At 67.7% G+C, this 23985-nt stretch carries 21 protein-coding genes; 15 read left to right on the top strand and 6 right to left on the bottom strand.

The features are described 5' to 3' along the window. The first annotated feature begins 17 nt into the window (after window positions 1-17). On the top strand, window positions 18-1235 hold the full coding sequence (locus OPU66_RS02115; protein ID WP_498551941.1) for a YfiM family lipoprotein: 1218 nt from the start codon (window positions 18-20) through the stop codon (window positions 1233-1235). Window positions 1236-1330: 95 nt separating this feature from the next. Here the strand turns inward: OPU66_RS02115 and rplQ are convergent, their stop codons facing one another. Then, window positions 1331-1753 (bottom strand): 50S ribosomal protein L17, encoded by a 423-nt coding sequence (rplQ, locus tag OPU66_RS02110; protein ID WP_498551940.1) that lies wholly within the window; start codon window positions 1751-1753, stop codon window positions 1331-1333. A gap of 128 nt (window positions 1754-1881) precedes the next feature. Then, window positions 1882-2550 carry a PilZ domain-containing protein gene (locus tag OPU66_RS02105; RefSeq protein WP_498551939.1) on the bottom strand — a complete coding sequence of 223 codons (669 nt, stop codon included), beginning with the start codon at window positions 2548-2550 and terminating at the stop codon, window positions 1882-1884. 129 nt (window positions 2551-2679) lie between these two features. On the opposite strand from OPU66_RS02105, the gene OPU66_RS02100 reads away from it, so the two are divergent. From OPU66_RS02100 to OPU66_RS02090, 3 genes are all read left to right on the top strand, one after another. Beyond that, complete coding sequence (locus tag OPU66_RS02100; protein ID WP_498551937.1) at window positions 2680-4038, top strand: metal-dependent hydrolase family protein; 1359 nt, start codon at window positions 2680-2682, stop codon at window positions 4036-4038. A 500-nt stretch (window positions 4039-4538) separates the two neighbouring features. Continuing rightward, window positions 4539-5255 carry an ATP-binding cassette domain-containing protein gene (locus tag OPU66_RS02095; protein WP_498551936.1) on the top strand — a complete coding sequence of 239 codons (717 nt, stop codon included), beginning with the start codon at window positions 4539-4541 and terminating at the stop codon, window positions 5253-5255. Continuing rightward, entirely contained in the window at window positions 5252-6655 is a 1404-nt protein-coding gene (locus tag OPU66_RS02090; RefSeq protein ID WP_498551935.1) for a hypothetical protein, read from the top strand. Before OPU66_RS02095 ends, OPU66_RS02090 begins: the two co-directional genes overlap by 4 nt. A gap of 16 nt (window positions 6656-6671) precedes the next feature. Here the strand turns inward: OPU66_RS02090 and OPU66_RS02085 are convergent, their stop codons facing one another. Further along, window positions 6672-7421 carry an arylesterase gene (locus tag OPU66_RS02085; protein ID WP_498551933.1) on the bottom strand — a complete coding sequence of 250 codons (750 nt, stop codon included), beginning with the start codon at window positions 7419-7421 and terminating at the stop codon, window positions 6672-6674. Here OPU66_RS02085 and OPU66_RS02080 point away from each other — a divergent pair. From OPU66_RS02080 to OPU66_RS02065, 4 genes are read left to right on the top strand one after another with little or no spacing between them, the layout of a single operon-like run. Continuing rightward, window positions 7420-8112, top strand: a complete 693-nt coding sequence (locus tag OPU66_RS02080; protein ID WP_498551932.1) for an ABC transporter ATP-binding protein — start codon at window positions 7420-7422, stop codon at window positions 8110-8112. The genes OPU66_RS02085 and OPU66_RS02080 overlap by 2 nt on opposite strands. Beyond that, complete coding sequence (locus OPU66_RS02075) at window positions 8109-10631, top strand: ABC transporter permease (protein WP_498551931.1); 2523 nt, start codon at window positions 8109-8111, stop codon at window positions 10629-10631. Before OPU66_RS02080 ends, OPU66_RS02075 begins: the two co-directional genes overlap by 4 nt. Before the next feature lie 3 nt (window positions 10632-10634). After that, on the top strand, window positions 10635-11021 hold the full coding sequence (locus OPU66_RS02070; protein ID WP_498551929.1) for a thiol-disulfide oxidoreductase DCC family protein: 387 nt from the start codon (window positions 10635-10637) through the stop codon (window positions 11019-11021). Between the two features lie 11 nt (window positions 11022-11032). Continuing rightward, a complete protein-coding gene (locus OPU66_RS02065; protein WP_498551928.1) occupies window positions 11033-11185 on the top strand; it encodes a hypothetical protein in 153 nt (50 codons plus the stop codon). Window positions 11186-11258: 73 nt separating this feature from the next. Here OPU66_RS02065 and OPU66_RS02060 read toward each other — a convergent pair whose 3' ends face one another. Continuing rightward, entirely contained in the window at window positions 11259-13382 is a 2124-nt protein-coding gene (locus OPU66_RS02060) for a S46 family peptidase (RefSeq protein ID WP_498551926.1), read from the bottom strand. Window positions 13383-13480: 98 nt separating this feature from the next. Beyond that, window positions 13481-14140, bottom strand: coding sequence for a GNAT family N-acetyltransferase (locus OPU66_RS02055; RefSeq protein WP_498551925.1), 660 nt, complete (start codon window positions 14138-14140; stop codon window positions 13481-13483). A 568-nt stretch (window positions 14141-14708) separates the two neighbouring features. Between OPU66_RS02055 and OPU66_RS02050 the strand changes: the two genes are divergently transcribed. Together OPU66_RS02050 and OPU66_RS02045 are read left to right on the top strand one after the other, a co-directional pair. After that, a complete protein-coding gene (locus OPU66_RS02050) occupies window positions 14709-14954 on the top strand; it encodes a helix-turn-helix domain-containing protein (RefSeq protein WP_498551924.1) in 246 nt (81 codons plus the stop codon). 134 nt (window positions 14955-15088) lie between these two features. After that, window positions 15089-16927, top strand: coding sequence for a hypothetical protein (locus OPU66_RS02045; protein WP_498551923.1), 1839 nt, complete (start codon window positions 15089-15091; stop codon window positions 16925-16927). A gap of 216 nt (window positions 16928-17143) precedes the next feature. On the opposite strand, the gene OPU66_RS02040 is transcribed toward OPU66_RS02045, so the two are convergent. Next, on the bottom strand, window positions 17144-17341 hold the full coding sequence (locus OPU66_RS02040) for an excalibur calcium-binding domain-containing protein (RefSeq protein WP_498551922.1): 198 nt from the start codon (window positions 17339-17341) through the stop codon (window positions 17144-17146). Between the two features lie 524 nt (window positions 17342-17865). Here OPU66_RS02040 and OPU66_RS02035 point away from each other — a divergent pair. The 5 genes from OPU66_RS02035 (at window position 17866) to mobF (ending at window position 23778) form a co-directional block, all read left to right on the top strand. Further along, the gene (locus OPU66_RS02035; protein WP_498551921.1) at window positions 17866-18057 is read left to right on the top strand and encodes a helix-turn-helix transcriptional regulator; all 192 of its coding nucleotides are present in this window, start codon (window positions 17866-17868) and stop codon (window positions 18055-18057) included. 44 nt (window positions 18058-18101) lie between these two features. Then, window positions 18102-18614 (top strand): hypothetical protein, encoded by a 513-nt coding sequence (locus tag OPU66_RS02030; protein WP_498551920.1) that lies wholly within the window; start codon window positions 18102-18104, stop codon window positions 18612-18614. 204 nt (window positions 18615-18818) lie between these two features. Beyond that, complete coding sequence (locus OPU66_RS02025; protein WP_498551919.1) at window positions 18819-19190, top strand: hypothetical protein; 372 nt, start codon at window positions 18819-18821, stop codon at window positions 19188-19190. After that, complete coding sequence (locus OPU66_RS02020) at window positions 19187-21031, top strand: type IV secretion system DNA-binding domain-containing protein (RefSeq protein ID WP_498551918.1); 1845 nt, start codon at window positions 19187-19189, stop codon at window positions 21029-21031. The genes OPU66_RS02025 and OPU66_RS02020 overlap by 4 nt, the downstream gene beginning before the upstream one ends. Further along, window positions 21031-23778: a MobF family relaxase gene (mobF, locus tag OPU66_RS02015; protein WP_498551917.1), complete on the top strand. Its 2748-nt coding sequence runs from the start codon at window positions 21031-21033 to the stop codon at window positions 23776-23778. Before OPU66_RS02020 ends, mobF begins: the two co-directional genes overlap by 1 nt. Window positions 23779-23985: the final 207 nt, after the last annotated feature.

Below are 23985 nucleotides of genomic sequence, written 5' to 3'. Positions count from 1 at the left end.
TGGCAATCGCCGCCGCGGTGTTGCTGCTTGCCGCCTGGCTGTTGCTGTCGACCGCGCCCGCGGCGCCGGGCCGCGCCGCCCCCTCCCCGCAGGACGTTTCTGCCGGCCGCGCCGCCATCGCCGCGCTGAAGGCGGCGCGCGGCACCGACAACGGCATGGTGATGATCGACAATGCGATGCTGGCGGGCATCGCCGCGCTAGCGGGCGATGCCAGCGGGCGACGCCATGTCGATCTGAAAATCGTCGGCGGGCGGGTGCAGGCGGTTGCCAGCGTGCCGCTGCCGCTGGGCCTGTGGGTCAATATCCGCGCATCGGCGCTGCCGAGCGCGCAGGGTTTTCCGCCGGTCGATGCCCGGATCGGGCGGCTGCCGCTACCGCGCGCGCTCAGCCGGGCGGCGATCCGCGCGGCGCTGTGGCTGGGCCGGCGGCGGGGTGCCGATCTGCCGCCGCTCGACCGGCTGGTGCAGCGGGTGGAGATTGGCGACGGCGCATTGGTCGCGCGGGTCAGCCTGCCGCCGCGCACCGGCCTGATCGACACGGCGCTCAAGGCCGGGGGAAGCGGCTTCGACACTGCCGATGCGGCGCGGCGCTATTGCGCGCTGATCGCCGCCGACCGTGCGGCCGGGGCCGGCGCCCCGCCCCGGCTGGCCGATCAGATCCGGCGGCTGTTCGCCGATCCGCTGGCGACGCGCGATGCTCATCGCGCACGGCTGGCGGCGCTGGCGCTGCGCGCGGTGCCCGAACGCGGCGACGATCTGCTGCCCGAACTTGCCGCCGCCGCGCGGCGCAGCTGCCCAGCGGGCTTCAGCGGATCAAGGTTGGCCGATCCGGTGCTTGGCGGGCGGACCGATCTGGCGAAGCATTGGGCGCTGTCGGCGGCGCTGACCGCCGCCTTCGGCCGCGATGCCGCACGGGCGATCGGCCAGTGGAAGGAGCTGGCGGACAGCCTGCCGAGCGGATCGGGGTTCAGCTTTGTCGATCTCGCCGCCGACCGGTCGGGCATGCACGCCGCCGAGGCGCTGGGCAATCCGGCGCGCGCCGCCGAGGCCGCCGCCCTGCTCGCCCGCGCCGATGACGAGCTGTTGCTGCCGGCAGCACTGGCCCGCGCGCCCGAGGGGCTGAGCGAGGCACAGTTCCTCGCCCGCTTCGGCTCGACCGAAAGCGCACGCTTCAATGCCGCCGCGCGCACCATCGACGCCGCCCTGCCGCTCGCCCCGGCGGGCCTGGCGCGCTGATCGCCGGGCTGGACTGGCGGGCAACGATTCTGGCCGGACAAAAAGAAAGGCCGCCCGAAGGCGGCCTTTCGCAACTTTCGCCGGGACGGCGCGGCTCAGGCCGCTTCGTCTTCCAGCTCGCCGCCCTGGACCGGACCGGAATCCTGACCCTTGGCCGACACGTCACGGTCGACAAACTCGATGATCGCCATCGGAGCGGCGTCCGACGCGCGGATACCGGCCTTGACGATGCGGGTATAGCCGCCATTACGGTCGGCATAGCGCGGCGCCAGCACGTCAAACAGCTTCTTCAGCTGGGTGTCGTCGAGCAGCCGGGCATGGGCGAGACGCCGATTGGCGAGGCCGCCCTTCTTGGCCAGCGTCACCAGCTTTTCGACATAGGGGCGAAGTTCCTTCGCCTTGGCGACAGTGGTGATGATCTGCTCATGCTTGATCAGCGCGGCAGACTGGTTGCGGAACAGGGCGGTACGATGGGATGCGGTCCGCTGAAGCTTGCGGCCGCCAACGCGATGGCGCATGTCACACTCCGTTTGTCAGGGGGCCGTGCGAGGTACCCCAAGCCGGGCAGCGCCGACATGGCGCAGCCGAAGTGCGGGCCTAGAGCCAAAAACCGCACCGGAGTCAAGCCCGGCGACCGGGCGGCGGATCAGGCCTTGCCCTCGCGCGCGGCCGCGATGGCGCGTTCCGCCTGCCCCTCGATGCGCTTGATCAGCTGGGCCAGCTCGTCGAGCTTTTGCAGCGTGGTGCCATAGCGGCTGAGGATATAGGCATCGCCGGTCAGTTCGTCGCCCAGCGCCTCGACGATGCGGATCGCATAGCCGAACTCGACCGACAGGTCGCGCGCCCGCTCGCGCCGTTCGACCGGCTGGGCGGCGGCCATCGCCAGGCTCGCGCCCTCCGCCCCGCCCATCCTCAGGCTGCGCTGGATCGAATCGATCCGCGCCTGATGGCCGGCGGTGTTCGTCACGCGCCGCATCATGTCGGCCACCAGCACCCGGCCGTCGAACTTGATCCCGGCGCGGTGGCCGATCTGCCAGATCACCAGCCCGCCGACCTGAATGTCGCCGCGCACCAGCACCAGCTCGGCATCGCGCGGCGGCAGCACCTTGCCCTCGACCATCGCCCCGGTGCTCGACACGTCGCGGATGAACACGTCGAACCGTTTGTCGCCATAATGGAGCACGGCGGACAGCATCGCGTTGCTGCGCGGATCGCGCGGGACGAGTCCGGACGCACCCGGCCCAGACGCGCCCGGCCCAGACGCACCCGGTGCCGACGGCTCATCACTGGCCAACAGGGGGGTTTGCTGCACCATCGCCGATCAGCCCTAGCGCAAGGAGATTGCCAAATGCTTTGCGCGCGCCCCCGAAACACCGCTAGACCGCAGGAAATGACAAGCGGGGCACGCCACCCACGCAACGAACGGAAACCGGGGGATCATCCAATGCGCCTGCCCAGCCTGACCAGCCTGTCGATGCTCGCCCTCGCCCCGCTTGCCGCGCTGCCGGCATCCGCTGCGCCCGCCGCCCCCGCCACCCCCACCACCCCTGCCGCACCTTCGGCGGCGATCGCGCAGGGCGATCTGGTGATCCATGCCGGCGCGCTGCTCGACCGGCCGGGCCGCCCGGCGCGCGGCCCGTCGACGATCATCGTCCGCGCCGGGCGGATCGCCGCGGTGCTCGACGGGCTGGTTCCCCCGCCCGCCGGCACGCAGCTGATCGACCTGTCGGCCCGCCATGTGCTGCCCGGCCTGATCGACAGCCATGTCCATCTCGGCTCCGACCGGGCGGGCAATGAAGGGCTGCTGGCCGGCTTTACCGAAAATCGCGAGCTGGCCGGGCTGGAGGCGCTGTGGAATGCGCGCAAGACGGTCGCCGCCGGCTTCACCACCGTGCGCAATCTGGGCGATGCGGGGGCGACGCTTGCCCTGCGCGAGGCGATTGCCCGCGGCTGGGTGGACGGGCCGCGCATCGTCGATGCCGGGGCGTCGATCTCGGCCACGGCCGGCCATATGGACGACCGGCTGGGCGTGCGCGACGAGTTTGCCGAACATATGCCGCACGGCCATCTGTGCGACGGCGCGGAGGATTGCCGCCGCGCGGTGCGCCAGCAGGTCGGGCGCGGGGCCGATGTCATCAAGATCGCGACCACCGGCGGCGTCAACAGCCGCATCGGCGCGGGGCTGGGCGCGCAATTGTTCGACGACGAGGTCAAGGCGCTGATCGACACCGCCCATCTTTACGGCAAGAAGGTCGCCGTCCACGCCCATGGCAATGACGGCATCCTGCTCGCGCTGCGCCACGGCGCGGATTCGATCGAACATGGCACGATGCTTGACGACCAGACGGTCGCGCTGATGCGCAAGACCGGGGCCTATTATGTGCCCACTTTGTCGACGGTGAACGGCTATATCGAGCGGCTGGCCGCCAATCCCGGCGCCTATTCGCCCGAGGTGCGCGCCAAGATCGAATGGCGGATCGGCATCACCGGCAAGTCGCTGGAAAAGGCGGTGCCGGCCGGGGTCAGGATCGCGTTCGGCACCGATGCCGGCGTGTCCAAACATGGCCGCAACGCCGACGAGTTCGAGCTGATGGTCAAGCATGGCATGACGCCGATGGCGGCAATCGAGGCGGCGACCGTCAACGCCGCCGATCTGCTCGGCCTGTCGGCGGAAATCGGCACCATCGAGCCGGGCAAGAGCGCCGATCTGGTCGCCGTCGATGGCGATCCGGTGGCCGATGTGAAGCGGCTGAAAGCGGTCGGCTTTGTCATGCGCGCGGGAAAAGTGCTCAAGGGCAGCTGATCCCGCCCCAGATTGGCGAAATATTCGCCGATCCTTGGGAATATTTGCCGCATCAGATCAGGTCGCGCGCGCGGCAAAACAGGGTTATCGAGGAAATCCAGTCACTTAAAAATCTGGCACGGGCTTTGCAAAACATCTGGCAAGCCGGCGGATCAGCCGCCGGCTGCCAGATTTGAACAGCCAGACAGGAGCCAGACCGATGACCTTCACCACCGACCTCGCCAACCGCGCCGCCGCCCTTGCCGCCGCGCTCGCCATCGCTGCCCTGACCCTCATCGCAGCCGTCGGCCCGGCGACCCCGATGGGCCTGACCATCTGACCCCGCACCGCCAGACCATCGCCAGACCACCGCCGGACCAAGGATCACCGCCATGCGCTTCACCCCCGATCTTGCCAATCGCGTCGCCGCACTTGCCGCCGCGCTCGCCATCGCCACCCTGACCCTGATCGCGGCGGTCGGCCCGGCCACCCCGGTCGGCCTGACGATCTGACCGCACGATATGCCGACCGACCCGAGCGCCGCCGTGCATGTGACCGACAGGGCCGCAGCCGAAGCCGGGCTGGCGCTTCACGGCATCGGCAAAAAATATGGCCGGCGCGTCGTGCTCGATGCGGTCAGCCACGCTTTCGCCCCCGGCCTGACGCTGCTCACCGGCCCGAGCGGGGCCGGCAAGTCGACGCTGCTGCGGCTGATCGCAACCGCCGAGCGGCCGAGCCGGGGCCATATCAGCTGGCAGGGCGCGCAGCTTGGCGGCGGCCTGCTGTCCGGCGGAGCGCGGGCGCTCAGCGCCTATCGCCGCACGCTCGGCTATGCCCCGCAGGCGGTCGACCTGCCCGACGATCTGACGGCGCGCGCCTTTATCGGCTTCATCGCCGCGCAAAAGGGGCTGGACGGCCAAGCGGCGGACGCCCAGTTCCTCGCCCTTGCCGATGCGGTCGGCCTTTATGCCGATGCCGGGCGGCTGATCGCCACCTATTCGGGGGGCATGCGGCGGCGGCTGGTGTTCATCCAGGCGCTGCTCGGCGCGCCGCGCGTGATCGCGCTCGATGAACCCACGGCCGAGCTGGACGCCGAAAGCGCGGGGCGCGTCGCCGCGCTGATCCGCGCGCGGGCGGCGAGCGCGACCATCGTCATGACCACCCATCTGGCGGCCGAACTGGCCGCCGATGCCGCCGCGACGCTGCGGGTCGAGGGCGGCACGGTGATGCCCGCATGATCGCCGCCCATCCGCACGCGCAGGCGGGGCTGGCCGCATGGCGTGCCGCGCTCGCCCGCTATGCCCGCAGCCCCGGACTGTGGATCCTGATGCTGATCGCGCCCATCGGCGCGCGCTTCATGATCCCGACCGGCGATACCGGTAACATCACCATCGCCATCGGCAAGCAGCTGCCGGTGCTGACCGCGCCGGTGATCGGCGTGTGCCTGGGCATCACCGTGTCGACGCTGTTGCTGCCGCTTGCCTATATCTATCTGCGATCGAACACCAATCGCCGCCAGCCCTGGCAGATTCTGGACGTGATGCCGGGAACGCGGGTCGCGCGGACGCTCGGCCGGTTCGGTGCGGATCTCGCCGTGCTGGCGCTGCTGCTCGCGGTGCTCAACGCCGCCGGGCTGTTTCTGGCGCAGATCATCCTGCCGGACGGGCTGGGCGGACTGGCGGGGGCCGCGCAGCTGAGCTTTGCGCTGTGGCTGATCGTTGCGCCCGCGCTCGCCGGGCTGGCGGCGATCCGCGCACTGCTGGCGGCGGTGCCGGTGCTGCGCGGCGCGGGGGGCGATATCGTCTTTTTCATCCTGTGGATGACCAGCCTTGTCCTGCCGGCCGCAGCCAGCGACACGCGCGGCTTTGCCGCCCCCATCTATGATTTTCCGGGCTTTACCCGCCCGTTGCTGCACGGCACCGATCCGGGCAACGTCGATCTTCAGATCGGTGCGGCAACCGTAGCGCCCGGCCGCCGCCCGGTCGATGCGATGGCCGGGCTGATGTCGCCCGGCTATCCCGCCGCGCGCGCGGCCTGGGTGGGCATTGCGCTGCTGATCGCGCTGTTCGCCGGGCTGGTCGAGCGCCCCCACCGCGCCCGCCGCCCCGGCATCGGCACACGCCTCGCGGCGCGGATCGGCACAAGGCAGCTGCCGGCCGTCGGCCCCGAACGGCCCGCCGGCCCGGCGCGGATCGTGCCGCTGGCGCAGATTGTCAGCGAAGCGCGGCTGATCGCCGCCGCGCCGGTGTTCGTGCCGCTGCTGCTCGCCATTGCGGCCGGCGGGCTGTTGATGGGCATGGCCGCGCAGACCGAACAGGCGGCGCTGCTGCTGCTCGTGTTCGGGGTGTCGGCACAGGCCGGGCGGATGGAGGGACGCGGGCTTGCACACCTGATTGCCACCGCCCCGGCCGGGCGCTGGCCCCGGCGGCTGGCGCTGGTTGCCGCGGCCGGCGCGCTGATGACGGCGATGCTTGCCCCGGCCGCGCTGGCCATGGCCGATCCGGCCCGGCTGATGACCGGCATCGCGCTGGCAGCGGGGCTGGCGGCGGCGGCGACCGGGCTGGCGATGATCAGCCGTTCGGCCTTCGCCCCCCGGCTGATCCTGCTCATCATCTGGTACGGCTATGTGGCCGCCTGACCGCGCCCAGCCCCGATCAGCGGGCGAGCGCCTGTTTGACCAGCGGGGCGATGCGGGTCGTCACCCGTTCGATCCCGGCGGCGGTCGGGTGGATGCGGTCGGCCTGCATCAGCTTTTCATCGGTCACGACGCCGTCGAGAAAAAACGGATAGAGCGGCACCCGATATTCCCTGGCCAGCTGCGGATAGATGGGGTTGAACGCGGCGACATAGTCCGGCCCCATATTGGGCGCGGCGACCATGCCGGTCAGCATCGCCGGGATCGCGCGGCGCTTCAGCTCGTCAAGGATCGCGGTCAGATTAATGCGGGTGTCATCGGGGCTGAGACCGCGCAGCATGTCGTTGCCGCCCAGCCCGACAATCACCAGATCGGGCCGGCGCGGCAGCCCGTCGAGCACGAACGCCAGCCGCTGCCGCCCGGCGGCGCTGGTGTCGCCCGACACCCCGGCATTGTGGACGACCGCCTTCACCCCCGCCCCGGCCAGCGCCGCCTGCAACCGGGCCGGAAAGCTTTCGGTCTGGGCGACGCCATAGCCGGCATAAAGGCTGTCGCCGAACGCGACGACCAGCCGCGCATCGGCGGGGATCGCCGCCGGCGCTGCGCCGGGTCCGGCCCCGGCCATCGCTGGCTGCGCCGCGACCGCCGCATTGCCGGGCTGCGCGCCGCTGTCGGGCGCGGCCGAACATGCGGCCAGCCATTGGAGGATGGCGAGCGAGACCCCATTAAGGAACAGGCGCGGGCGGCGCGCGGGACGGGAAGGCTTCATGACCGAACATATCGCAATCACGGCGCGCAATGTCACCCTCACCCTTGGCCGGACCGAGATCCTGCGCGGCGTGAACCTTGAGGTGGCCGACGGCCAGAGCCTTGCCATTCTCGGCCCGTCCGGATCGGGCAAATCCTCGCTGATGGCGATCCTGTCCGGGCTGGAACGCGCGAGCAGCGGCGAGGTGCGCGTGGCCGGCGTCGATTTCTCCGCCCTTGATGAAGACGGGCTGGCGCGGGCGCGGCGCGGGCGGATCGGCATCGTGCTGCAAAGCTTCCATCTGCTGCCGACGATGACCGCGCTCGAAAATGTCGCCACCCCGCTCGAACTCGCCGGGCGCGCCGATGCCTTTGCACGCGCGGCGGAGGAACTGGCGGCGGTCGGGCTGGGGCACCGGCTCGATCATTATCCCGCCCAGCTGTCGGGCGGCGAGCAGCAGCGCGTCGCGATTGCGCGCGCCGTGGCCCCGGGGCCGCGCATCCTGTTCGCCGACGAACCGACCGGCAATCTCGATGGCCGCACCAGCGATGCGATTGTCGATCTGCTGTTCACCCGCCGCCGCGCCGCCGGGGCGACCTTGGTGATGATCACCCATGACCGGGCGCTGGCCGAACGCTGCGACCGCGTGGTCGAGATGCGCGACGGGCTGATCGCCAGCGACCGGCCGGCCGAACAGCGGCCAGCGGCATGACCGGGGCCGCAACCGGCGGGGCCGGCTGGGGCGCGTTGCTGGCGGTCGCGCAGCGCGATCTGGTCGGGCGGCTGCGCGGCCTGAGGCTGCTGGCCATCTGCCTGCTGCTCGGCGTGACGACGCTGGCGGCGATCGGCAGCCTGACCGCCGCGATCAGCGGCGAACTGGCGGCGCGCGGCCAGACGATCCTGGGCGGCGATTATGAAGTCGCGATCAGCCAGCGGCGCGCCACCCCTGCCGAACGCGCGGCCATCGCCGCGACCGGCCGGATCAGCGAGACGGTGCGCACCCGCGCCATGGCGCGGCGCGGCGACCGGGCGGTGCTGACCGAACTCAAGGGCGTGGACAGCGCCTATCCGCTTTACGGGGCGGTGGCGGGCGCATCGCTGGCCGGGCTGGCGGCGGACGAGCTGGTGGTCGACCGCGCCTTTGCCGCGCGGCTGGGCGTGCGGCCGGGGGACCGGGTGCGCTACGGCACCGCCGATTTCCGCATCCGCGCGGTGATGGCGGACGAACCCGACCGGGTTGGCGAGGGCTTCACCCTCGGCCCGGTCGCGCTCGCCTCGCTCGCCGGGATCGACCGCACTGGCCTGTTGCAGCCGGGCGCGCTCTACACGACCAAATACCGGGTGCGCATGGCCGGCGGCGAACCCGCCGAGGCCGTCAAGAAGCTACAGGCACGATTCCCCGCCGCCAGCTGGACGCTTAAAGACCGCGACAATGCCGCGCCGGGGGCCAACCGCTTCATCGCCCGCATGGGCCAGTTCCTGTCGCTGATCGGGCTGGCGGCGCTGGTGATCGCCGGCATCGGCGTCAGCAACGGCGTCGGTTCCTATCTTGCGTCCAAGCGCGCGGGGATCGCGACCTTGAAGGTGCTGGGCGCGACATCGGCCGATATCGCCCGCATCTATCTGATGCAGATCGGCATGGTCGCCCTGGGCGCGATTGCCGCCGGGCTGGTGCTGGGCGCGCTGCTGCCGGCGCTGATCGTGCGGCTGGCGGGCGATGTGCTGCCGGTCGCGCCGGGCTTTCGCCTCTATCCCGTGCCGCTCGCCACGGCGGCGGCTTATGGCCTGCTGATCGCATTTGCCTTTGCGCTGCCACCGCTCGCGCGTGCGCGCAGCCTGCCCGCCGCGGCCCTGTTCCGCGCGCTGGTCGGCGCGCCGGGCCGCATCGACCGGCGCACGCTGCTGCTGGTCGCGGGGGCGGCGCTGCTGGTGCTGCTGATCGCGCTGGTGCAGGCGCGTGACCCGCTGTTCGCCGGGATCGTGCTCGGCGCGGTCGCGGCCGTGCTGCTGCTGCTCGCCGGGCTGGGGGTGGCGATCAGGCGCACCGCCCGCGCCCTGCCCCGGCCGCGCCGGCCCTTGTGGCGGCTGGCGATCGCCAATCTCCACCGCCCCGGCGCGCAGACCGCGGCTCTGGTCGTGGCGCTCGGCCTCGCGCTCACCCTGTTCGTCACTTTGGCGGCGATCCAGACCAGCCTTGATGCCGAAATCCGCCGCACCGTCCCGGCGCGCGCGCCGGCGCTGTTCGTGCTCGACATCCCCTCGGGCGAGGCCGCGCGCTTCAGCGCTGCGGCAACCGCCGCCGCGCCGGGGGCAGAGCTGAACATCGTCCCCGCGCTGCGCGGCACGATCACCGGCTATGGCAGCATCCGGGTCGCGAACCTCAAATCGCTGCCCGACGGGGCATGGTTCCTGCGCGGCGAACGCGGCGTGACCTATAGCGAGGGCGTGCCCGAAGGGTCCGAACTCGTCGCCGGGCGCTGGTGGCCCCGCGGCTATGCCGGGCCGCCGCTCGTCTCGCTCGATGCCGAGGCGGCGCGCATCCTCGACCTCAAGGTCGGCGACACGCTGACCGTCAGCGTGCTTGGCCGCGAGATTCCGGCGCGCATCGCCTCGCTGCGCAAGGTCAACTGGGACACGCTCGGCTTCAACTATATCATGGTGTTTTCACCCAACACCCTCGCCTTAGCACCGCACAGCCTGACCGCGACTGTCGAGATCGACCGCGCCCGCGCCGCGCCGGATGCGGCGGCGCGGGTGACGCGCGCGGTGCTCGATGCCTTCCCGTCCGCCTCGGTCATCGAAACCGGCGAGGTGATCGGCCAGGTCCGCACGCTGCTCGATCAGATGGCGACCGCGATCCTGATCGCCGCCAGTGTCACGATCATGGCCGGTATCGCCGTGCTGGTCGGCGCGATCGCCGCCGCCCGGCAGGCGCGCAGCTATGACGCCGTGATCCTGAAGACGCTGGGCGGCACGCGCGGCCAGATCCTGGCGGCGCAGGCGGCCGAATATGGCCTGCTGGCGCTGCTGCTGGCGGCGCTGGCGCTCGCGCTCGGGCTGGGCGCGGGCTGGTATGTGATGCGTCAGGTGTTCGATTTCGGCTTTGCGCCCGACTGGACCGTCGTCATCGGCACCCTCGTCACCGGGGCGGTGGTGACGCTCGGCATCGGCCTTGCCGGGTCGCTGCCGCTGATGTCGGTGCGCCCGGCGCGCGCACTCCGGAGTCTCTAGGTCATGACCGCCACCCTGCCCCCCGGCCCGGCACCCGCGCCCGCTGTCACCGTCTGGTATGATGGCGCCTGTCCGCTGTGCCAGCGCGAGATCGCGGCGATGCGGCGGCTCGACCGGCGCGGGGCGATCAGCTTCATCGATGTCGCGGCGGATGCCGATCCCGGCTGCCCGATCGACCGGGCGGAACTGCTCGCCCGCTTCCACGCCGCCGAGAATGGCCGGATCCTGTCGGGCGCGGCGGCGTTCGCCGCGATGTGGCGGGCGATCCCGCTGCTGCGGCCGCTGGGCCTGGCCGCGCGCAACCGGCTGGTGCTGGCGCTGCTTGAGGCCAGCTACCGCGCATTTCTGCGCATCCGCCCCCGGCTGCAAAGGCTGGCGGGCAAAAGATGAGGAGAGCGACGATGACCGATGACGACAAGACGCTGGGCCGCAAAATGGCGGTCGCCGCCGCCATCGGCGCAGTGATTGCGATCCCGGTGCCCTTTGTCGGCCCGCTGTTCGGCGCGGCGGCCGGGGCCGGCTATGCCTGGTGGAAGGGCCGGCGGCGGGCCTGACCGCACGGCCGCATGAAAAAAGGGGGCACCCGGCGGATGCCCCCCTGTTTCGGTCAGCCTGTTCCGGACCGGATCAGCGCGCGACGCCCATTTCGTCGAGCAGCCGGGTCGCGCCGTCGACCTTGTCCATCGTCCACAGCATGAAGCGGCTGTCGACATGGATGGTGCGGTTGACCGCCGGGTTGAACATCCAGTCCGCCACCACCCCGTCGAGCGTGCCGTCAAACGCAAGGCCGACAAACTCGCCGCGCGCATTGAGCGTAGACGAACCCGAATTGCCGTTGGTGATGTCGACGGTCGACAGATAATCGACCGGCAGCGTGCCGAGCGACGGGGCGGCATAGCGGCCATAATCCTTGGCGCGGATCAGCTCGAGCATCCGGTCGGGGGCGTCGAACTCGCCCTTGCCGGTGTGCTTGGCGGCGAGCCCCTCGGCGGTGGTGAACGCCGTCCAGGCAAGGCCGTCGCGCGCCTTGCCGGTCACCTTGCCATAAGTGAAGCGCAGCGAGCCATTGGCATCGGGATAAAGCGTCCGCCCCTGGCTGGCCGCATAGGCAAGCCGCCCGGCCATATAGGTCGCACGCGCCTTCTGCATGTCGCCGGCCCGCGCCTTGGCCTTGTCCTCGCCCGCCCGGTCTTCGGCATAGGTTGCAACCGCCAGCCGGATGAACGGATCACTGGACGCCTCGAACGCCGATGCCGGCTGGTCGAGCCAGCCAAGCCGGGTCTTGGTGTCGGCAAGGCCGGTCTGCGCATAGAGCGTGTCGGCAACCGCCGGATAGGCGGCATCGAAGCTCTTGTGACGCTCTTCGGCGGGCAGCTTGCGATATTCGGCCAGCGCATGGTCGAGGATCGCGCGGTCGACCCCGGCATCATAACGGCGCTCGATCGCGGTCAGCCGCTGGACGGTGAAGGCACGGTCGCGGTCCTGAAAGCCCGGCTCGCGCGCGGCATCGGGCTTTTCGCGCTCCTTGGCCCAGCGATAGGCGAGCCGCGCGGCGGCAAACAGCTGCGCGCGGTTGAGCAGGCCGCGCCGCGCATCGGCGAGTTCGGCGGCATTCTGTTCGTCGACCAGCCGGTCAAGCTCGGCAATCGCCGCGCCGAACATCGCCTCGCGCTTCGGATCGGCCTTCACCCAGGCGCGGAACGCCGCTTCGTCGGCCTCTTTCTTGGCGACCAGCCCCATGGCGTCGGCCCCGGCCAGTTCGCCGATATACTTCTTCTTATAGTTGTCGGCCCCCTTCAGGATCGACGCATATTTGATCGTCGCCGCCTCGTTGCCGGCAACCGCGCTCTGGATACGGTCGGAATAATCGTTGAGCAGCCGCTGCTGCAGCGGGGTCAGCGTTTCGAACGCGAACCGCGCCTCGGCCGCCGTGCGGTGGCGGAAGGTGACGCCCGGAAAGCCCGCGACCATGACGAAATCGCCTTCCTCGACGCCCTTGTCGGCGATCTTCAGGAACGCCTTGGGGCGGAAGGGAACATTTTCCTTGGCATAGGGCGCGGACGCGCCGTTCGGCGCGACATAGGCGCGGTAAAAGCCGAAATCGCCGGTGTGGCGCGGCCACATCCAGTTATCGGTCTCGCCACCGAAATTGCCGACCCCGCCCGCCGGGGCATAGACAAGGCGAACATCCTGAATCTCCAGCTGCTGCTGGAGGAAATAGGTCTGGCCGCCGAAATAGGGGCGCACATCGCAGCGGCGCGACGGATGCTGCTCGCACGCCGCGATCAGCGCCTTGCGATTGGCCTCCAGCCGGTCATAGCGCGCGCGGCCGGTAAGCTTGTCCGCGCCCTTGACCATCGCGGCGGTGACGTCGCGCAGATCCTCGATCACATAGATGCGGCTGCCCGGCGCCGCCGGCAGCTCGTCGCCCAGCGTCTTGGCCAGAAACCCGTCGGTCAGATAATCCTGACCGGGCTTGGAGTTATACTGGATCGAGCCATAGACGCAGTGATGGTTGGTCGCGACCAGCCCCTGCGGCGACAGGAATGCCGCCGAACAGCCGCCGAGCGAGGCGATGGCGGTGAGCGGCGGGCGGTTGAGATCGCCAAGCGTCCGCGCATCGAGCGCAAGGCCGGCCTGTTTCAGCTTGTCGGCAATCGCCGGCGTCTGGCCGGGCAGCCACATGCCTTCCTCGGCCATGGCCGCGCTCGCGGCGGTGCCGAGCAGGGCGGCAAGGATCAGTCGGCGCATCTTTATCTCCCCTTTGCGGTGCTTCAATCTGGCTTTGGTGCCGGCGCGCGGCCGGACACATGCCCGGATCGCCTAACCGGCACGGGCCGGGCGTGCAATCACCGGCGCAGGACAGGCCGCTGCATTGTCGTCAGCGGCGGCGCGCCGGGCGCAGGCGCAAAGGTTTCGACGGGCACAAAGCCAAGGCCGCGATACAGGCTCTCATTGCGCGGATTGCTGTTTTCAAGCCAGGCCGGCAGCCCTGCCCGGTCGGCGTCTGCAAGTGTCGCCGCGATCAGCCGCCGGCCCAGCCCTGCGCCGCGCGCCTCCGCCGCCACGCCGACCGCGAACAGATAGAAATGCGGATCGGCCGGCCGGCGGCGGCGCATCGCCCGGTCAACGGCCAGCGCGCGCCCGACCGCGCCCGGCCCGCCCGCCCCGACCAGCCGCGCGACCAGCGCCAGTTCGGCCAGCACCGGCATCGCCTTGGACCCGCCGGGGCCAAGCCACATCGTCCCGCCGCCGCCATCGGCGATCAGGCAAATGCCGCGCGGCAGATAGACATGGCGGCCAAGCGCGGTGAACACCGCCGCGATCGTCTCTGGCGCCCCAAGCGTCCAGCGCGATACCGGATCCTCGGCAAAGGCACCGCCGATCAGCCGCCCGAGCGCGCGCCAGTCCTCCGCCCCGGCCCGGCGGAACGCACCCGAATCACGGGCATCGCTAAAGCCTTCGCCGATTCCGCCGCCGCTCGCCCCCGCACCACCCATCGCGCCCATCCGCTCCCCGAAAGAGCGCGATGCTGGGCCGGCGCGGCGCCTGCGGCAAGCCCCGGCGCGCCGGGCAGTGCCCGGCGCGAGGGTTTCCGACGATTGTTGGAAAATGGTGCCAGAAGAGGACAAACAAGTAAAAAGCAAGTATTTGATAAAATTGCTATATACACATTTCGAAGATTGAAATGCCACTTGTCATGCCCCCAAGTCTGAATTGCTTACAAGATTTGGGTCTCTAAGCACTGTTTCAGGCGCATTCATCATGTAGCATGGTATATCGTTCGAATGCAAGTTTTTGGTTCGATTTATTTGTGCCTACTTGTTGCAATACGTACCGGTTTTGTGTCCTCGCAGTTCAATCGCGCCATGGCATGGCACCTTCGGCCATGAGCTGCTGGCCATGCTCCCCCGGTCGAAGAGCTGTCGAAAGGGGCAAAGTATCGTGGGCCTGCCTGCTTGCAGGTCGATTGCCCGCAAGGCCTGATGTTCAGCCGCCACAACGCAACGTGATCCCCCACAGGGTATATTGCGGATCTATACCTTACGGGGTATAGGATGGCCAGCGGAGGCAGTGATGGATCAGCTTGTAAGGTTGCCTAGGCAGCTAGGTGCAATTATCCAGAGCGCGCGTGTGCGGCAGGGAATGACCCAGTCAGCCCTGGCCGGCATTTCCGGAACACAGCAGAAAACCATATCAGCCATCGAGAATGGCAGCGTTGGAGTAAAGCTCGACACGCTGCTCCGCGTCATCGCGAGCCTCGATCTCGACATTAAGATCGGGCCGCGAGAGCGTGGCCCTGCCATCGAGGATATCTTCTAAGCGGACATGGTCGTGAATTGGGCGGTCCAGCTTGCAGTCAGCCACGCTCATGTCCTAACACTTGCGCCCGGCTCATAACTGGCGTGAACCATTTCGGGCATTGAATGTTTGTGCGAACCCCTAAGGTCGAGGTCATGGCCACTTCCTCAAATCTCGCCGCCGCGATGCGACGCATCGAGACGGCCCTTACCCGTTCGGCCCGCTCGCGTACCATTCCAGATTATGCCAGCTTCGAAACTTTCATCGCGCCGCTGCTGGAGCGCGAAAGAACTGAACGCGCAGTGAAGGTCCATGCCGATCTTGCGCCTTACGCGACCGCATCGATGATGCTTCTTTCTCGCTATCACAAGCGGCTGATGAAGGGCCGCCATAGCCCCATGGATTTTCGTCGCTACAAACTTCTTAGGAGTCTGTTTTCCGACAAGGGTCGTGGCGAGCAGATGGCCAAGGCGCTTCTGTACGGCTCCCTACCAGGCGATCTCACGCTCGACACAGATCAGGTGTCGCCAGCTGAAATTCGGATGCGCCTCGTCGCCGCAATCCAGTCCGGTGATTTCGAGGATGCCAGCTTCTTGCTCGGCCGCCTCGATGAGTCCGACCATGATCCCGGGGAACGCGCCTACCTTCAAGCAATGGCCGCCTTTGCTGCCGGAAGATACGAACGCACGGTCAATCTGGTGATCAGCATACCTGCCGACGCAATCGACAGGCCTCGCGCTGCGTGGCTGGCTTCAAAAGCCTCTGCAATTCTCGGATGCACGTCGACGCTCGACGACTTGTTGGATGAAATTGGAGATCGCCTTACCCCGTGCGCTTGGCTCCATCTGATCGAGCTTCTGAATCTTGGTAGCGAGGACCGAGAATTTGCCGGTTTGGTGCGGCGCCTTCCCGCCAAAATGAGCGTCATGGCCTCTGACGCAGCGTACGACGAATGGGCTCTCCACCACACCTCGATTATGGGACGCATAAAGGCTCGGGATCGGGAGATCGTGGAGGCGAGCGCAGCAGCGGGCGAGATTCCGTCAGAGGACGAGATTGCAGCGGACCCAATCTTCAAGCGCTATTTGGGCACGATCTTTGTCGAGCACACACTGCGTGGAAGCAAGGCGGAGCCGAATCATGCCCAATGGCTGCACCCAGTGATTGCCAAAGGCAGCGTTTCAGCTTTCCGGACAGCCGTGGAAACGATGGCGGATGCCGGCGACCAAGCTGGGATAGTTGCCCTCGCCAAGCAATTCCCTAGCGGCACCGGCCTTCTTTGGCAACGTGAGCTCGACATTGTCGCTACGATCTATTGCGCAGCCTCCATTATTGGCGATCGCATGGCAAGGCGGCTGAAGCGGTCATTGGCCGCCGATCGTCTCACGTCGGCAGAGGCGAATGCGCGGCGAGGCGCAATCGCAGCCGGGTTAACGCCCATGGGGCAGATTTCGTATGTGGCATCGGCTGCCGAGTTGGCACGCCTTCAGCAGGCAGGTGACACGTGGCGTGATTGTGGGCTAATCGCACTTGGGCTGTTTCGAGCGATCGAGGTTGAGCTGAATGCGCGGTTCGTGCGCCCCTTGGCCGCTCGTCTCGATATCCCGACGCTCACTTCGCAGTTAACGCAAAATGGAAAAGCGCTGCGTGCATCCCTAAATAAGCTCGCTGGCCTGACCGGAAGCGACGGCATGATGCTTGGCGAAATCCGGGCTCTGGTCGCGGGCCTCGGTAAGGCAGAAGATGACGATTCCCTCAATGCTAGCGTTAGGGATCAGATCCGGACGATTTTCGGGTCATTATTGAGCGAGACTGGTCGGCGCGCCTCCGCACTGGAAGGCATCGCGACCATAATTGGACCTGCCGCTGTTGGCCGATTCCGCAATCCACCTGCACACGGGCAGTTTCTTCGTCTGGCCGACGCGGTCGCCGCACTGGAGCATGCGGAAGACGCTCTCGACAAGCTCGTCCGGTGGCTTCCGGAAACGCGGTAGGTTTCTTTGCAGATCGTCCGCATCGACCGCATTCGGCGTGACCAGACGTGTCCCGATGTAGTCGTAAGCGGCCAGTTTTGGGTTGAGAGCTGCCGATTTTAGTCAGCCTGCTGGAGAGATGCTTTTAACCTCTATGCGTGCGGAACCTGCTGCTCAGGTACGTGCCCAACCAAATTATTCTTGAGACTTTGTGGGAGCTGAAAGCCCCTGTGATCATCAATGATAGGGCTCGCAGCCGATACCATCGCCGTCGCCATCGAGACGCTCCGAGAAGCCTGGCTCATAGCTGTATAGCGGCGCAACACCAGCGGCGCGCACTTCATCGCAACCCGAATACGTGTAGCCGGCGGGAAGCGCTTCGAGGATTGCTTTCCGTTCCTGTGCAACCTCCAGAGCATTCGCGCCAAAGGCCAAGCCAAGCCCCGAAGCCACGGCGATCAGGCCGTAGCGCCCGGCGGTTTGCAGGGTCGTTTCGGACGCGGGCGAGGGACGCCGTTGTGGACGTCTGCCGGACCGCCATTGGGGTTGGGAGCGAGCCATAGGATTGAATTACAATCCAATCCTCAAGGCTCCGTTAAGTGCGCAGCGCACCGAGTCGCTCAGATTCCGGCCATGAACGCTGACATAATCCGCCGCTGGCGCTGCTGATTACCGACAAAACCGAGGTTTGGCTCCCCGCTCGTAAGAACTGTGCCGGACACGATGTGTCCCGGTGCGTTCACAGGCGTCCAAGGCTCATTTGGCACAGCATTTGATCCTGTTTTGTTCTTTCCTACAGCGAGGCGTCGCACATAGCTTCTGATGGTCACTGAAGCTCAGGCAGAGGTGTCGGGTTGAATGAATGATCGTCGTGCGGCTCGCGGTGCGATGGTCAAACCCGCCACTCCGGAGGGGAGTGCGGCGCCAGTGACAGAACCTTGAATGAAGAGGAATCTGTCATGTCGAATACCGAACTGATCACCTGCCAGGAGGTGCTGCGCCTCACCGGCATTCGCAGCCGCTCCACCATCTGGAGGAAGATGCGCAAAGGGGCCTTTCCCCACCCTGTCGACATAGGCGGAGGGCGCATCCGCTGGCGCGCCGCCGACATATCGGAATGGATCAACGCCCTTCCGCTGCGCCGCTACTGACCCCGTTCATTGGCGGGCGGTGGCCCGCAGAAAGCATCTCCACAATGTCCATTTATTCCATGTTGAAAGCCGCCTTGCGCGCGCAAGGCTGGATCCTTGCCCGCGTTCCTGAGGATGATGAGCTGTACGCAGCCGAGCTCGTCGACCTCCTCACCGAGGACAACGCTGACGGACGCGCGCGGCGCTTCGCTCTTGCGTCCTGGCTGACCTTTGAGCGCCCTGTCATCGCGCGGTTTCTTGGCGAGACCTGCATCCTCACTGTCGAAGGTCCAATCTACCTCAAGCAAGGCTTTGGCTATCCTCTGGGAAGCCAGATGCAGACCGAGTTTGGCTGGCTCGCCCTTGCCCCGGTGGAGACCGGTCAGCTCATCGATGAGCTCCGCGCTGCGATCGATCTGGTGCTGCTGCGGTGGTTCACGGACCCCGCAATGGTGCCCCGCCAGACGTCGTCACGACAGCCACGCGAGCGGTTCTTCGATGACCATCTCGCCAAGACCCAGATTCGGCTTGCGACGCCTACCGTTCGTCACGAGGAGCAAGCCGCCGATGATCAGTAACCTCGGAAAAGCGGGAACCAAGAAGGGCCACGATGCGATGCATCGGGCCCGGAAAAGGGATACACACCCCACGCACGCGTGCAGCGAGGATTTCTGCGGGTTTGGCGGGATGCGGATAGCATCTCGTCTCCGACAGGCTCTCGGCATCCACGCAATTCCGCCATTTTTCGCGATGGCGGATCGCATCGCCGAGGAGACGGTGCGATGAGCGCGCGGGTGCAGACGGTGCGCCTCAATCCGTCGCAATACCGTGTGCTCGCCGAGTTCGCGCAGCGGCGCGGGCTCAGCCAGTACGCCATGCTTGGCCGCGTCGTTGAAGAGGGACTTCTGGCCCTGATCCACGGCGCCGACCGGGAGACCGATCTTGCTGAAATGGCGAGCGTGATCGGGTCGATATCGGAACGCCTTGCCGATGCCGAACGGGTGCTTGACCGCACCCTGTTCACGGCTTGCGCAGCCTATGCCTATGCCCGCTCGTCAGCGCTCGGTGTGCGCACATCCGACGAGGTCATTGCCGCCGAAGCGCGGGCCGCATTCGAGCGCCAGCGCAAGCTGGCCGAGGAGAGCGAGCGATGACCGCAGGCAATGATTTCGTCACCCGTGCCCACGCGCTGTGGCGGGTGCGCATGGCGCAGTGGCAGCAGCGTTTCGGGTTCTTTGCGAAGCTCGTTCTGTTGTCCGGCGGAGCAGGCGCAATTATCGCGCCGAAGTTCGTCATGAGCGCTGCCGAGCTCAAGGTCGCGGGGCAATGTCTGTTGGCCAAGGCCCTCGCTATTCTGGGCGAGATAGCGGGCAGGGACCTGATGATGAACGTGTCGCTGGAGGGGTACCGCGCTACCGTCTCAGCGGCTGCTTTTGCCAACGAGCCGTTCATTGCCGGGACCTTCTCCAAGGCCGTCGCTGTACTCATGATTGGGGCAGTTCTGGGCTGCGCCCTGGGGCTTCTGGTGGTCTGGTTGATCCAGCGCACCATGTCCTCGCAAGGGCAGGATACGCTGGCCGACCGTGTGATCGGCGGTACCCGTCTGACGCGCCAGGATGAGGTTGCGGCGCTGATGCACCTGAGCGCTGAAAGCGGGGCGCTGCAGATCGGGCCGGTCCCCATCCCGCAGCGGATCGAGACCCGGCATTTTGCCTTCCTCGGAACCACCGGGAGCGGCAAGACCACGGTGCTGCGACAGATGCTGGATGGCATCGAAGCGCGCGGCGAAGCGGCGCTGGTCTACGACACATCCGGCGAGTTCATCGCGCACTACTACAACCCCGCGCGCGGCGACATCATCCTCAATCCTTTCGATGCGCGCTGCGCCTTCTGGTCGCCCTTCGACGAGATATCGCACCCCGCCGATGCCGACCGGATCGCGCGCCAGCTGGTCTCCGAAACCGGCAGTCAGGATGACGATGTCTGGCTCGAGACGAGCCGCATCCTGGTCGCCAACATGATGCGCTCGCTTTGGGCCGAGAAGAACGGCAGTCTCGAGGCCCTGCTCGATGCCCTGCAGGTCAAAAGCAAGGAGCAGCTCAAGGCCTGGCTGGGCCATACGTCGTCGGCCCGCACCTTTGCCGATGACGCCGACCGCGCCACCGGCAGCGTGCTCTTCATGCTCGCCAAGGCGGCGAATCTGATCCAGTTCCTGAAGGTCGAGCAGGAGCGTGGGCCACGCTTTGCCTTTCGCGATTTCATTGTCGGGCTGGACCGGATCGAGGGGGCAAAGCCTTGGATCTTCGTGCCCCGCAAGGAGGACTATTTCGAGGCAGCCAAGCCGCTCATGGCCTGTTGGCTCGAATGCGCGGCCAGCGCAGTGCTCGGGCTTTCGCCATCGCCCCAGCGCCGCATCTGGTTCGTGCTCGACGAGCTTGCCGACCTGCCGCGCGTCGAGAACCTCGCGCGCCTTTTGCCCGAGGGCCGCAAGTTTGGCGCCGCGATCGTGCTCACCTTCCAGGCGCTGGGGCAGATGCGTCATCGCTATGGCGACAACATCGCCGAAGCCATGCTCGCCTGCTGCAATACCAAGCTGTTCCTGCAGACCGTCGACCGCGAAACCCGCCAGTGGGCGAGCGAGACGATCGGCCAATGCGAGGTCGAAATGCGGATGGCCACCGACACCTTGATGGTCGGCAAGGAGGTGCCCCGCACCTCCATTGCCACCGAGCGCCAGTTCCGCGCGGCTGTGCTAGAAAGCGAACTGCGTCTTCCCCCGCATCAGGGCTTTCTGCTGCTGCCCGACGGCCTGCCGGTAGCGCGGATCGGTCTCACGGCTGAGCACATCGCGCGGCGGGGCTCGCCGCGCCAGCCGGCCTTTGTCGCGGGCGATCCGGCGAGCACCCTGTGGAGCCGAGTCAGCGCTGTTGCCGCGCCTGCCGAGGACGAACCCGATGTGGGCTCAAAGAAAAAGCCTGAGGCGGGACCTGTCTGATGGTGGCCTCGGTCTCCGCGCTGACCAGCGCCGGGCAGGCGGCAAGCTACTATGAGGCCGATGATTACTATTCCGAGGGAGGCATCGCCCCCTCGGAGTGGTTTGGTGAGGGGGCCGAGGCGCTGGGTCTGTCCGGAGAAGTGGACCGCGTGGAGTTTGCCGAGCTGCTCGAAGGCCGCGTTGCCGGGCAGCAGCTCGGTACCACCCGCGATGGCAAGGTCGAGCACCGTCCGGGATGGGATATCACCTTCTCCGCCCCAAAGTCGGTCTCGATCATGGCTGAGGTTGCAGGCGACAAGCGACTCATTGCCGCGCATGCGGCGGCAGTGAAGGCAGCACTTGGCCACGCGGAGCAGCACATGGCGGCAACGCGCGTGAGGGAGGGCGGCGAGGTGCGCCGGGAGGAAGCCGGCAATCTGGCAATCGCCACCTTCCGGCACGCCACGAGCCGGGCGCAGGACCCGCAGCTCCATACCCATGCGGTGATCCTCAACGCGACCCAGGACAAGGATGGGAAGTGGCGCAGCCTGGAACCGCGCGCCTTCTACCAGCTGCAGAAAGAGATCGGCGCGATCTATCGACAGGAGCTGGCACATGGCGCGGCCGAGCTGGGGTACCGGATCGGGGCGGGCAAGGACGCGATGTTCGAGATTGCAGGCGTGCCCGACAAGGTAATCGAGGCCCTCAGCCAGCGCACGGCTGCGATCGACGCGCGGCTTGCCGAGCGCGGAACGAGCCGGGAGGAAGCCAGCGCTGCCGAGAAGCAGATCGTCGCGCTTGATACACGGGAGGCCAAGAGCCACGCCGACCACAAAGCCCTACGCGCCAATTGGCGCGCGACCGCCGAGGCCAAGGGCTTTGGCGAGGCCGAGCAGGCGAATGTGATCGCGCACGCGAAGGAGCGGATGAAATCAGGGGAGCTGGCGGCAAGCTCTGAGGTGCTTGCTCGCCAAGCTGTCGCATGGGCTGCCGCGAAGCTGTCCGAGCGGCAGGCCGTGTTCCCGGCCAGCACGCTCGCGCGTGAGGCAGGCGACTATGCCTTTGGCAGGCTCAGCCACAACGCCATTAGCGCCGCCATTGCCGAAGCGGGCGAGCGCGCCGCGCTTGTCCCGCGCGCCTATCTCGACCGGCGCGGGGCGGAGTTTGCAGGGTTCACCACGCCCGAGGCTATCGCGACCGAGCAGAGCATGCTGCGCCTCGAAGCCGCCGGGCGCGGCGTGGCCGTGCCGCTGGCGTCGCCGCTCACTGCTGCCCGCACGGTCGAGCGCGCCGCAAGGCAATCCGCGCGCACGGGCTTTGCCTGGACCGATGACCAGAAGCGCGCGACCGCTTCGCTGCTGACATCACGCGACCGCGTTGCCGCCGTTCAGGGTTATGCCGGGACTGCCAAAACGACGACCGTGCTGGCGACCTATGCCCGCGAGGCGGCGAAGAGCGGGCTAACGGTGACCGCACTTGCGCCGACTGCATCGGCGGCTACCGTTCTGGGAGAAGCGCTCGGCCTGCGCGGCGATACAGTAGCGCGGCACCTTGTCTCGCCCGAGGCCAAAGGGCTCGGCAAAGGCGCGGTCTGGATTGTCGATGAAGCCTCGATGCTATCTGCCCGTGACATGGCCGCACTTATGGCCAGCGTCGACAAGGCCGGTGCCCGTCTTGTGCTGGTCGGCGACGTCAGGCAGCTCGGCTCAGTCGGTGCAGGCGCAGCTTTTGCCCAGCTGCAGCAGGCGGGTATGGCGACTGCGAAGCTCGCCAATGTGGTGCGACAGACCAATGCCGACACCCGCGAAGCCGTCATGGCGTCAATCGAGGGCCATGCCGGCAAGGCGCTTGCCGCACTGGAGCGCGGCGGCGGCGACGTGGTCGAAGGCGCGGACCGCGCTGCGCGGCTTGCGACGATGGCCCAGCGTTATGTTGCCCTCATCCCTGCCGAGCGCGCACGCACTCTGGTGATCGAGCCGTCGCGCGACGGGCGCGATACCCTCACCACCATGATCAGGCAGCAGCTGGCGCAGCGCGGGGAGCTCTCCTCCGCGGCCGTCCGGTTCGAGGCTCTGGAAGCCAAAGGCCTGACCCGCGCTGAAACCCGGCAGGCCGCAAGCTATGCCATCGGCGATGTTGTTCGCTTCGCCCGCGACTATGCCGACAAAGGCGTGACGCGCGGGGCCGCCTACCGGGTCGAGAAGATCGATCCGGACAAGGCCGCAATTGCGTTGAAGGCCGCTGATGGCTCAAGGGTGGACTGGCGCCTGCGTCAATGGGGCGCGGGCAAGGTCGAGGTGTTCGAGCCCAAGGCGATGGAATTGCAGGCGGGCGACCGCGTGCAGTTCACCCGCAATGACCGCGAGGCCGGGCGCATCAACGGGCTGCGCGGCACCATCACCGGCATCGATCCCGAGCGGCAGCAGGCGACCATCGCGCTGGCCAATGGCCGCGAGCAGCGGCTCGATCTCACCTCCCCGCGCGACGCCCATCTGCGCCATGCCTATGTCCAGACCGCCCACGCCGCGCAGGGCCAGACGGCCGAGCGGGTCCTGATCCACGCCGACAGCCGCTCTGCCAATCTGGTCGATCAGAAGATGCTCTATGTCGCGCTTTCGCGCGCGAAGTCCGAGGCCATTGTGGTCACTGACGACAAGGCGCGGCTGATTAGCGCCATCCACGAGCGCGCGGGCGAAAAGCAGTCCGCCGTGGAAGTGAGTGCGCCTGAGGCTGCCAAGACGAAGTCTCTGGGGGCTGGTCTCGGCTGACAACGCGGGTAGCGCGCGCGCAGGGCCATGGCATCCTGCGCCCTGCCGTTGAATTGAACTGCTCCTGAGTGACAGGCCGTGCCGGGTGGGATCAACAGCCTGCCCGCTCCTTCAGGCTTCGCCCTCCCGTGTTGGCTGTTCCGCGCTTCGCGCTGACCCGCCCGGCCATCCGGCCCGTCCCTTCATCCGCGTTCCCAACGACAGGAC

The sequence above is a fragment of the Sphingomonas sp. URJC2 genome, assembly GCF_059803575.1.
The sequence above is the reverse complement of the archived record's forward strand: the minus strand, read 5'-3'. Positions and strand labels throughout refer to the sequence as shown.